Source organism: Pedobacter sp. L105 (genome assembly GCF_009765875.1).
Classification (GTDB): Bacteria; Bacteroidota; Bacteroidia; order Sphingobacteriales; family Sphingobacteriaceae; genus Pedobacter.
Map to the genome: position 1 here is coordinate 101536 of NZ_LMUP01000007.1, position 11985 is coordinate 113520.

Consider the following 11985-nt stretch of genomic DNA (forward strand, 5'->3'; position numbering starts at 1 on the left):
ATGAAACAACTCTTATATATGATACCGCTTTTTGTTATCCTTGGATCATGCAAAAAGTACCTGGATTCGCCACAGCCTGAGTTACAGGTGGACCAGTCTGTAGCCATCACCAATGCCGGATCGGCAGCATCAGCTGTTAATGGAATGTTTAATACACTGGCCACTGATGGTTATTACGGCTCGAATTTCCCTGCCTTATCTTATTTATCCGGTGGCGATATTCAATGGACAGGTTCCCAGTCTGATCCCAGCGAAATCACCAAACATTTAACATCAGCTACTAACGGCTACGTGAATACCGCATGGACTACGATCTATAAAACCATATCATCTGCAAATTATATCATAACCGATGTTCCAAAAGTTAATGATCCGCTGTTCACTACAGCGGCGAAGAATCAATACTTAGGTGAGGCCTATTTTGTCAGGGCACTGGCCTATTTTGACCTGGGACGCGGCTGGGGTGGTGTGCAATTGATCCTTACACCAACCATTACCCCTACAGATAATACCAATATCAAAAGGAGTACACTGGCAGCTACTTATGCCCAGGTCTTAAGTGATCTGAATACTGCTGAAACGCTTGTTCCAACTGCTTTAAACCGGAACAGGATAACACAAAAAACAGTATGGGCATTAAAAGCGCGCCTGTATCTCTACACGCAACAATGGGCACTGGCAGAACAATATGCCACCAAAGTTATCAGTGATACACAGGATTACGCGCTGGTAAATCCTTATAGTGCATTTTTCGCCAATAGTGCCGTAAGCACCAGTGAATCTGTTTTTGAACTGGCTTATACTGTTTCCAATACCAACGGACACAGTAACTGGTGGCTTCCGCCTGTATTGGGAGGACGCCGGGAATGGGCTCCTTCAGACCCGCTGGTTGCTTTGCTAAACAATGCCGCCGTTGGCGGAAACAGAAGTGCCCTGATCGGCCAAACGGCAGCTCCGGGGAACCTATGGTATGGCAAGTTATATTACCGCACTCCCGTAGGAACAGACCCAGCCTATGTGATCCGCATTGCCGAACTGTATTTTATCCGTTCTGAGGCCAGGGCACAGCAAGGTAATATCACCGACGCCCTTGCAGATTTAAATGCCGTGCGTGCCCGTGCCGGTATTGCTCCTGCTGTAGCTTCCAGCCTAAGTGATATTTTACTGGCACTGGAAAATGAACGCAAAGTAGAGTTTCCCTTCGAAACCGACCGCTGGTTTAACCTGGTTAGAACAGACAGGGCACAAGCCGTATTGTCCCTTCCTGATAAACATTTGTACCTGTTCCCGATCCCATACAGCCAGACCTTGGTTGATCCGAATTTAGCCGGTGCAAATACCAACCCAGGATATTAAGATAACGCTCTTTATTACAAGTTCTTTAATCATCAACTATTAGATTTTAAGAAATGGACACCTTATCAAACTTACAATGGAAGACCTACGAAAAAGTAGTTTTTCGTTTCTTTTTCATTTACTTTTTACTGCAGGCGGTACCGCTCGACTGGATATATTATGCCCATCTGTTTCATATCCATTGGACCAGTCTTCATTACCAGGATATCTTTTACCTTAGCCGATATACGCCTCAATTTGTTTCCGGGCGCTATCAACCAGGTGTCTGGGGCCTTGGAACGCTGGCCGACTGGATACTGATCGCTACCATAGCCCTGGCAGGAACCATCGTATGGACCTTCCGGGATAAAAGCAGGGGAAATTATATCGTATTGTACCAATGGCTTAGGATCATTGTACGGTACAGGTTGGCCATAGGAATTATAGGTTATGGATTTATCAAGTTCTTCCCTATGCAGGCGCCTTTCCCCTCTATCAGTAATTTAAATACCAGTTACGGCAATTTTACCGACTGGAAGCTTTTCTCCATGAGCCTGGGTATAGCACCAAATTATGAATCCTTTCTTGGTGCAGTAGAGATCATTGCAGGGTTGTTATTGCTGTTCAGAAAAACAGCCACCATTGGTGCCTTGATTATTGTTGTATTTACCGGCAATGTTTTTATGTCTAACCTGGCTTATGAAGGAGGCGAACATTTGTATAGCGTTTACCTGGTCAGCTTTGCCCTGTTTATCTTATCATTTGATGCCCTGAGGTTATATAACCTGATCTCCCTTGAACAACCCACAGAACCTAATAAATTTAAACTGGAATTAACCGGCGGCCAGCGTACTGCCCGGTTGGTACTCAAAAGTCTTGTCCTCCTCTTTTTTATAGGATTATACGGTTTTAAAAGTTATTCGGGTTTTCACCATGATCCTTACCAGTTCCCAAAGACTGCCGGAATAACAAAAGCCAGCGGATTGTATAACGTCAGTGAGTTTCGCATCAACCAGAAAGTATTGCCCTATTCGCCTACAGACCCGGTACGTTGGAAAGATGTGGTATTTGAAAAATGGGCAACTATCAGCGTCCGGTCTAATCGCGCTGTAATCATCGATTCTGCAAATTATGAGCAGATGCTGGAAAATGATAAGGATAGGGATTATGAATCATCGGGTTCGTCTGAAAGACAGTATTACAGTTATACTGCCGACACCTTAAAACATATCCTGGTACTGGAAAATAAGAATAAACATTATCAGGGAGAAAAACTGGAACTGAACTATTCAAGACCAGATAGCACGACCATTATTTTGTCGGGTATAAACCAGCACAGGGATTCTATTTATGTGGTGCTCAACAAGACAGACAAAAAGTATCCGATCTTATTAGGCCGCAGAAAGGCTTTAAATCTCTAAAATAGAATTGTCCTTTAAAAATTCTTATCAAAAATGTTATGTCTGATAAAAAAATTCAATTAACAGCCCCAGCTCCATGGTCATGGTATAAGAAGCTTGGGTTTCGCATAATTTTTATATTTTTCCTGGCCATGTCTATTCCTTTTTCTGGCGGCTGGTATAAAAATGTATTTACGCTCGACTGGTTTCATCCTCATTACAGGGATATATATGATATTGCTCGTTTTCAACCCAGCTTTAGAGGATTCTTCGGTGGAAAAGGAAATAGTGAAGGAGATTTCACTGCTGTAAATGAATCCAAACAGGGCGATGAAATTGCAAAAAAAGGGCATCATCACGGACAGGGGCACCACCATCAAAATGCGGCCCATGATGCCGGGGCACAAAGTCATCAGGCTGAAAGAAACAGCAATGGCATCCCTCCAAAAAGAGGCTTTTTAGCCGATTACTCCGATTGGGGAATAGCTTTTCTGATTGGGATAGCCGGTGGATTAATCTGGACATTGGTTGACCAAAAAAGCAAATCTTATCATCTCCTGTATTACTGGATCCGCGTTGTGGTACGCTACCGGGCAGGTATAGGCATTATTGGTTTTGGCTTTACCAAGTTATTTCCTACGCAAATGCCTTTCCCCTCCCTCGGCCTGTTGAACAGCAATTTTGGAGATTATACTGCACAAAAAATATATTGGTTATCTGTAGGGATAGTGCCCTGGTACCAGGTTTTTGGCGGGATAGTTGAAATTGCTGCAGGAACGATGTTATTTTTCAGGAAGACAACCACTTTTGGTGCGGTTTTACTGATGGGCGCCCTGGGAGATATCACTTATGTGAATTATGCTTACGATGGAGGGGTGCACGTTTATGCCTTCTATTTTGTATTTCTTGCTTTATTTTTATTGGCAGATGATATACCTAAATTATATAACCTGCTGATACGGGAACGTTATACTGTACCGGTTCGTTTTTATCCCGATTTCAATCAGCCTGCCCTGAAATATTCTCGTATTGTCTTAAAAACACTTACGTTTGTTATTTTCTTTGTGGTACTTACTTATACCGAAGTGATTAATTTTAAATATGACCCTTACAAACAGCCTGCAACTGCGGGGCTCAAACCGCTGAGAGGGAATTATCATGTTACAGAGTTCCGTCTTAACGGACAGGTGATCCCTTATAATCCTTTGGATACCGTAAGATGGCAGGAAGCAACTTTTGAAAACTGGACTACCTTAACATTTAGGGTAAACCATCCGGTACTCGTAGATCCTTCAAATGGTGGCGGCAGCCCAATGAAAGATATTCAAAGGACTTTTGAAATCAGCGGGGTTGCCGGCGGACAGCGCGCCTTTCATTATTATGCAGATACTGTCGACAAGGTTCTTTATCTTCAGGACAAAAATGTAATGACGGCCCAGAGAAGCAAGCGTAATACAGCAGGTGCTGAAGAAAAACAACCGCAAAAAAGAAAACCTGAAGACAACTGGATCAGCAAAACGGCCCTGCAGCATATTGGCGACGAGAAAAAGATGATCGATCCGCACGCCTGGTCTACCCGAAGGGACCGTGAGTTTGCGAAACAGGGACCGGAACCTAAAAGAAACCGTATGGTTCTTCAGTATACTACGGTTAACGGATCAAGAGTAATCTTATCGGGAATAAATGAGCATAGAGATTCGATCTACGTAGTTTTAGACCGTTACAACAGGAAATATGCACTGCATCCAAGTACACTCAATGCAGGAAAATATAATTAAATGAACAAAGAAAAAAAGGATTATGATGCAGTAGTAGTAGGCTCAGGACCAAATGGTCTTGCTGCCGCTATACTGATGCAGCAACATGGACTGTCAGTACTGTTACTGGAAGGCAAAGACAAAATTGGCGGTGGCTTACGTACAGAAGAGCTCACCTTACCCGGTTTTCTGCATGATGTGTGCTCTGCCATTCATCCGCTGGCTGCAGCTTCTCCTTTTTTTGAAACTCTCCCGCTCCATGAACATGGGTTGGAATATATTTATCCTCCGGCCGCAGCTGCACATCCTTTTGACGGCGGGAAAGCGGCACTGCTTAAACAATCTGTTACGGAAACAGCTGCTTTACTGGGCGAGGATAAAGAAGCTTATATCCAACTGTTAGAGCCGCTGGTTAACAGCTGGCCAGGTATTGCGGCTGATGTACTGGCACCCTTACATTTCCCCAAACATCCGCTGGATATGGCCAGTTTTGGGCTAAATGCGATGACTTCGGCATCTTATCTTGCTAAGCGCTTTAAAACGGAGGCCGCAAAAGGTTTATTTGCAGGTATGGCTGCGCATAGTATCCAGCCGCTCACTAACCTGGCTACTTCAGCCATAGCCCTGGTTTTAATGGCAAACGGGCACCTTAAAGGATGGCCTGTACCTAGAGGAGGTTCCAAAAAGATCGCGGAAGCGCTGGCATCCTACTTTATTTCTATCGGAGGAAAAATTGAAACGGACAGGTATATTTCTTCAATGGATCAGCTGCCTTCCTCACACACGGTACTCTTTGATGTTACGCCCAAACAACTGCTCACTATAGCCGGCCATCGTTTTTCCAATATTTACAAATGGCAGCTGGAACGCTATCGTTATGGGATGGGCGTTTTTAAGGTAGACTGGGCACTGGATGACCGCATTCCATTTACGGCAGAAGAGGTAAAACTTGCCGGAACAGTTCATCTGGGCGGCACTTTTGAAGAAATTGTCACCAGTGAACAGCAAACGGCCAATGGCAGGCAGGCAGAAAAACCTTATGTATTACTGGCCCAGCAAAGTTTATTTGATCCCACACGTGCTCCTGAAGGAAAACATACGGCATGGGCTTATTGCCATGTACCAAATGGATCAATGAAAGACATGACCAATATCATCGAACAGCAGGTAGAACGTTTTGCCCCTGGTTTCAAAGAACGCATCCTTTCTCGCTCTACTATGAATACCATGCAACTGGAAAAATATAACCCGAATTATATTGGCGGTGATATCAATGGCGGTATCATAGATCTTGCTCAGCTTTTTCCCCGCCCCGCCTTGCGGAGCTCTCCTTACCGCACATCGGCCAAAGGCCTTTATATTTGCTCATCTTCTACTCCTCCGGGCGGAGGCGTGCATGGAATGTGTGGTTATCATGCGGCTAAAAGGGCTTTGAAGGACGTATTTGATCTAAGTACAAAGGCATTATAAATTAACGCTGCAAAAAACAGAAAGCTTTTGCAGCGCTTTACCGAGTTAATTGTTAACCGGCGGTTTGGTCAATAAAACCCTGTTTTTGAGGTCGTATTTATCTCCTGCCCTCAGTAAATAAAAAGGTATATTTTTCTTCACGATATTATCATAGTCATAGATGGCTACATAAGACTTACCCAATACCTCTAATTTGTCTTTTTGTATCCAGACCGCGGTTGCTTCGTCCAAACCAATTCCAATCAGTTTAGGGGATGCCTTAATAAAATCTACAAGGTCGAACTGCCTGTTACGAACAAACAAATGCTGGTCTATTGCCGCATCTTTAAGAAAACCTAGTCCCTGCAAATGGTCTCCTATCAGGATTTCCGGTCCTTTGGTATCCCCTCTCCATAAAAATGAGCCTTGTATAGAAGCTCCTGCAGAGCTGCCCGCAATTACACCTCCCCGGTTCAGTACATCAAAAAAAGCCTGTTGTGTTAAAGTATTCAGATAAGAATCAGCTATCCGCCATTGGCGGCCGCCCAGGAAATAAACACCGGTAGCACGTTTTAAAGGAGCTATAAATTTTTCCGAATTGGCTTCAGCCAGGCTTTTGGTATGTAACAGTACCACATCTTTAATACCTGTTATCTTTTTCACCAGGTCTACATCTTTCTGATCAAATGCGGCGGAATCTCCTACAGCAGCAGACACCACTACAATATGTGCATTATCTTTTCCGCCGGCAAGCTCTGTGAATTTGTTCCACACAGCAGGTGTAGTACCAACGTTGCCGCCAATGATCAGTAAAGATCCATTCTCAGGACCATGCCTTGTAGTAGATTTGGTGTTGATCTGGATAGGCGTTTGCGCAAATGAGGTGTAACTCATCAGCAAGATCGAAAAAGATAATAAAATAGGTTTCATCATTAGATTTCTTATGTTAATTAATTGATAAATAATACAATTATGTTGTCTTCTAAAGATAGCAGGAATATCAAATAAAGACTACACAATTGATAGACTATAACAAAGGATTTACATAAAAAAGCCCCGGTATGAATCGCAAGCTTTCAAATACTATTTGGAGGCTTGCAAATCACAACGGGGCATTGATGAGTTGCTCAAAAAATCTATTATTGATATCCTGGATTCTGCGTATATAATCCCGGAGCAGTACTCAATTCAGCACCCGGAACAGGATAAATTACATAATTAGGAACAATCTCGTTGATCTTGGTAATTCCGTCGGCTACTCTCCAGGCGTTCATTTGGGTAACTGCCAATCCTTCACGTACCAGGTCATTCCAGCGCAGGCCTTCACCTAAAAATTCACGCTGACGTTCTGCCATTAAGGTAGGTAAATCAACATTGGACAATGGTCCAACACCCGCCCTTGTACGCACCTGGTTAACAATAGCGTCTACATCTGCCTGTGAACCCGGGGCACCATGAAGGATACATTCCGCTTTCATCATCAGCACATCGGTATAACGAAGTACGATGAAGTTAATTGGCCAGTCTGTTCCGCTGGTACCCTTTTTAGTGATGTCGATATATTTTTTAATGAAAGGGCCTAAAGTGTAAGTAGTAGCTACATTAAACGGATAACGCACATCAGTGCCGCTAACCGTGTTGGTAGTATAAGAATTTACCAGGCTGGTAGTTACCGGAAAAGTACTTGTACCATAACCATTTCCATAAATATTGGAAATCTTCAGGTTTGTCCAGTACAGCACAGGAACCAGGTTGGAAGGAAAACTGGCACCATTTAAACTACTGGCAAATTGTACATCAAACACCACTTCACTATTGTCTTCATTACTGTAAGAAAATATGTTGGCGTAATTCGCGCCAAAACTATAGGGACTGCCTGTAATGATCTGATCAAACAAGGCCGCAGCCTGTGTGTATTGATTACTGGCTAAACCAGGTCCGTTTACACCATAAGTTGGTCCCGATTTGGTTAAATAAACCAATCCTAAGAGGCCTTTGGCAGCATAAGAAGTTGCCCTGCCCAGATCAGAACCGGTAAAACTTGCCGGCAGGTTGGCCGCTGCATAGGTTAGATCTGCTTCGATAGTAGCATACACATCAGCCACAGAGCTGCGTGGTATAGTCAATACTTCTGCTGCAGTTTTTGGTGTGGTTAATATAGGCACCTGTCCAAAAAGACGTAGCAATTGAAAGTAATAAAAGCCACGTAAAAACCGGGCTTCGGCAGTATACCGGGTAACCAGCGCGTCGCTGCCCACAACAGAACCCTTAGTGGTCAGTGCCTGAAGCAAAGTATTCACATTATAGATTCCGTTAAAATTACTTTGCCACGCGCTGGTGACGAAAGCAACGGTGGTAATATTAGGAGAGAAATTATTGATTCCGTCCCAATCCCTGTTTCCGTCGGAGGTTGCATTGATATCATCACTTCGCATTTCTCCTAAAAACATCTGCTGACTCGGATAAGCACTCAATGTGGAGTAGGCACCATTTAAGCCCTGCACAAAATCACTGTTGTTGGTATAAAAATTTTGAGTCGCGATGCTGGATACCGGCGTTTGGTCCAGCTGTTTTTTACAACTGCCCAGCAGGATAGCCAGAGGGAGTATAAGTAAGTATTTATAGGTCTTCATTTCGATATTTTTATTAATTAAAATCCAAAGTTTACACCAATGGAAGCTGTTTTACTTAAAGGCATAGAACCGTAGTCACCGGCAATTCCATAACTGCCGTTACCGCTTACATTGGTATTTTGTGCTTCCGGATTTGCGCCACCTTTATAATCATCATGTGAGAAATAGTTTTCCAATGAGATGAATACCCTGGCAGAACTGATGGATGGGGTACGGAATAATTTTTTCAGATTATAACCTAACCTGATATCCTGTATACGGAAGAAATTAGTAGAATAGATCCAGTCGGACGTTACCGCTGGATTGGTATAGGTTGCCCCATATTTACCCCTTACGGCATTAGGATCCTGGTTGGTTGCAGAGTAATTGTCCCTCCATAAACCCAGTATATTAGCTGTGGTACTGCCTGGAAAATCTATCGCGCGACCTAAGTAAGATAAGATGGAACCGCCATGCTGGCCATATGTTTGTATCGTCAGGTCAAAATCTTTATACTTAAATGTATTTGTCCATCCCCAGGTATATTTAGGTGTAGGCTGTCCATCAACCACGCGGTCGGCCGCAGTGATTTTACCATCGCCATTGGCATCCAGGAATTTCTCATCACCTACGGTTTCGCCGGATACTTTAGCTACTTTAGGATTGGCCATATCTGCTGCCGTCAGGATACCTGTCACTTTAGTTACGTAATAACTAAATTCGGGCAGTCCTTCCTGTAACAGGTAAGGTGCATTACTTCCACTATAGGCCGATGCAATTTGTATGGGCGCATGTGTTGGGCCAAGGTTGGTTACTGTATTTTTATTGAATGCAATATTGGCATTCATAGACCACTGGAAATCAGCAGTCTTAACATTGACCGTGTTTACACTAAATTCCAATCCTTTGTTCACCACTGCACCGATGTTCTGCAGACTGGATGTAAATCCGCTGGCAGCCAGTACAGGAAGGTTTAACAACAGGTCGGTATTCTTTTTATTGTAAGCATCAAAAGTGAAATTGATCCGGTTTTTCAACAGGCTTAAATCTAAACCTGCGTCATACGTATTAGATGTTTCCCATTTTAATGCAGGGTTAGCCAATCCTGATCCCACCTGTCCGGTTGCACTAACAGGAGTATTACCACCAAATACATAAGAACCGTTAACCAGGGTAGAAATAGAACTGTAGTTACCTATATTGTTGTTACCAGATTTACCCCAGCTTAACCTTAGTTTTAAATCTGAAATAGCCGTAACATCTTTTAGGAAGGATTCCTGTGAAACCCTCCATCCGGCAGATGCCGAGGGGAATGTTCCATAACGGTTATCAGGACCAAATTTAGAAGAGGCATCCCTTCTGATGGTACCGGATAAAAGGTATTTATCCTTGAAAGCATATTGTAACCTGCTATAGTAAGAAAACAGCGTATTGTTATCTTCACTGGTTGTACCGGTAGTGGTTACGCCAGCAGAATTGGCAATGGCATTACTCAGGGTGTTCACCAGGTCGTTGGCAAATCCGCCCGCTGTAGCAATGCTGGCCAGTTCTTCGTGAACGATATTATAAGATACGCCTGCTACAACTGATATCGTATGATCTTCAGCAATTTTTTTGGTGTAGGTTAAGGTGTTCTCATTTAAGAAATTCTGTTTTTTATAGTCTGCATAAGATCCTGTAGAATACAAACCAGGATTGGTTTGTAATGCAGAGGACGCACCTACAGTAACCTGATCTGAAGTATAAGTTTTGGTGTTCTGATCAAGGTTATCATAATTTACAGTTGTTTTAAAGTCCAGTCCGGGTATGATGGTATACACACCATAAATTGACGTCAGCAATCTTGAACTTTTAACCGTATTGATTGCTGTGTTCAGAAAAGCATAAGGACTGATCAGTTTAGGACTGCCCCAGGCGTAGGTAGAAGTTCCATAAGCACCAGAATTGATCCCTGTAGAACTTTCTACAATAGGCACCATCTGTGCCAGTTTCATCAGCTGGTTATCTTTTCCTTCGGCAGGAGGGGCATTGTTAATAGAATAAGTAGGTGCAAGGTTAATTCCGAATTTGAGTTTTTTGCCCACATTGGTTTCTACGTTTGCACGCATGCCATAGTTTTTATAGTTAGAGTTGATCAGTGTACCATCCTGGTTCAGGTAATTACCTGAAATAAAATAATGCGCGTTCTCAGATCCACCACTGGCAGACAATTCATAATTCTCATAAGCCGCTTTACGGTATACTTCATCCTGCCAGTCTACATAATCTAATCCCGGGTGGCCAGGTTCGGCCCAACGCGGATCGGTCATGTAAGTAGTGTTGATTGTACCCACCGGCAAGCCCAGAATAGCAGCACGCTGCGCATTGGTTTGTGTAGCCGTTCTTCCGGTACCAGAAGCTACCCATGCGGTATTGGCCACATCTGTTGCCATGTTCACCCATTCATCTGCACTTAGTAAATCCAGTTTTCTGGAAACCTGACTTACACCTGTATTTGCATTGAAGGAGATCTTTGCTTTTCCGTTACCCCCTTTTTTGGTGGTGATGATCACCACGCCATTTGCTGCACGTGATCCGTAGATTGCTCCTGCAGCTGCATCTTTTAATACCTGAACACTTTCTATATCATTTGGGTTCAGGTTATCCAGCGGGCTATGGGAAATAGCTCCGGAAGAACTCTGACTGGCAACATCCAGAGGGAAGCCGTCCAATACATACAAAGGTTCATTTCCTGCGGTGATAGACCCTGTTCCGCGGACCAGGATACTTAAACCTGCACCAGGCATGCCCGACTGCTGTCTTACCTGCACACCTGCCATCTGGCCGATCAGTGCCTGTTCAACTCTTACAATGGGTTTTTCTTCAATATTTTTAGCATCAAAAGTAGCTACTGCGCCTAATACATCAGCTTTCTTCTGTGTTCCGTAACCTACTACCACTACTTCATTCAGCGCACTTTGATCCTGTTCAAGATTTACAGACAATAAGGTCTGTCCACCATAAACCACTTCTTTAGTTTTGTAACCGATATAACTAAATGAAAGTACCGGACGTTCTTCAGGGCTGATCAGCAGAAACTCTCCATTGGTATTAGTGGAAGTTACTTTATCTGATCCTTTGATCCGGACACTCACGCCGGGTAATGGAAGCCCTTTTTCATCAGTCACCTTTCCCTTAATGGTGATAGGTGCAGCTGCTGTTCTTGATTTTAGTACCTGAGCCAGGCTGGTATGATCCAGCAATATTGTATTTCCTTTAACCTTAGCTGATGCCTGTATAAATAATACGGAGGTAAGGGTAAGAATTAGGCCTGTCTTTAATATATATGTATAGGAGCCCTGAGCAGACTCTCCAATTTTTTTCATAAATTTAACATGATTTAAGTAAAAGGTTGAACCGGCTGCAACGCCAATTGATTCCGGTTCGCTGATC

At 43.4% G+C, this 11985-nt stretch carries 7 protein-coding genes; 4 read left to right on the top strand and 3 right to left on the bottom strand.

Translation table 11 applies throughout. The features are described from left to right. From GSQ84_RS14180 to GSQ84_RS14195, 4 genes are read left to right on the top strand one after another with little or no spacing between them, the layout of a single operon-like run. Complete coding sequence (locus GSQ84_RS14180) at nucleotides 1-1356, top strand: RagB/SusD family nutrient uptake outer membrane protein (protein ID WP_158797937.1); 1356 nt, start codon at nucleotides 1-3, stop codon at nucleotides 1354-1356. Nucleotides 1357-1409: 53 nt separating this feature from the next. Next, nucleotides 1410-2756: a DoxX family protein gene (locus GSQ84_RS14185; protein ID WP_158797938.1), complete on the top strand. Its 1347-nt coding sequence runs from the start codon at nucleotides 1410-1412 to the stop codon at nucleotides 2754-2756. Nucleotides 2757-2794: 38 nt separating this feature from the next. Further along, nucleotides 2795-4513 carry a hypothetical protein gene (locus GSQ84_RS14190; protein ID WP_216848928.1) on the top strand — a complete coding sequence of 573 codons (1719 nt, stop codon included), beginning with the start codon at nucleotides 2795-2797 and terminating at the stop codon, nucleotides 4511-4513. Next, nucleotides 4514-5962 (top strand): NAD(P)/FAD-dependent oxidoreductase, encoded by a 1449-nt coding sequence (locus GSQ84_RS14195; protein WP_158797940.1) that lies wholly within the window; start codon nucleotides 4514-4516, stop codon nucleotides 5960-5962. Nucleotides 5963-6007: 45 nt separating this feature from the next. Here the strand turns inward: GSQ84_RS14195 and GSQ84_RS14200 are convergent, their stop codons facing one another. From GSQ84_RS14200 to GSQ84_RS14210, 3 genes are all read right to left on the bottom strand, one after another. Continuing rightward, on the bottom strand, nucleotides 6008-6874 hold the full coding sequence (locus tag GSQ84_RS14200; RefSeq protein ID WP_254070867.1) for a cyanophycinase: 867 nt from the start codon (nucleotides 6872-6874) through the stop codon (nucleotides 6008-6010). A 206-nt stretch (nucleotides 6875-7080) separates the two neighbouring features. After that, the gene (locus tag GSQ84_RS14205; RefSeq protein ID WP_158797941.1) at nucleotides 7081-8574 is read right to left on the bottom strand and encodes a RagB/SusD family nutrient uptake outer membrane protein; all 1494 of its coding nucleotides are present in this window, start codon (nucleotides 8572-8574) and stop codon (nucleotides 7081-7083) included. A 17-nt stretch (nucleotides 8575-8591) separates the two neighbouring features. Further along, the gene (locus tag GSQ84_RS14210; RefSeq protein WP_158797942.1) at nucleotides 8592-11918 is read right to left on the bottom strand and encodes a TonB-dependent receptor; all 3327 of its coding nucleotides are present in this window, start codon (nucleotides 11916-11918) and stop codon (nucleotides 8592-8594) included. Nucleotides 11919-11985 lie beyond the last annotated feature (67 nt).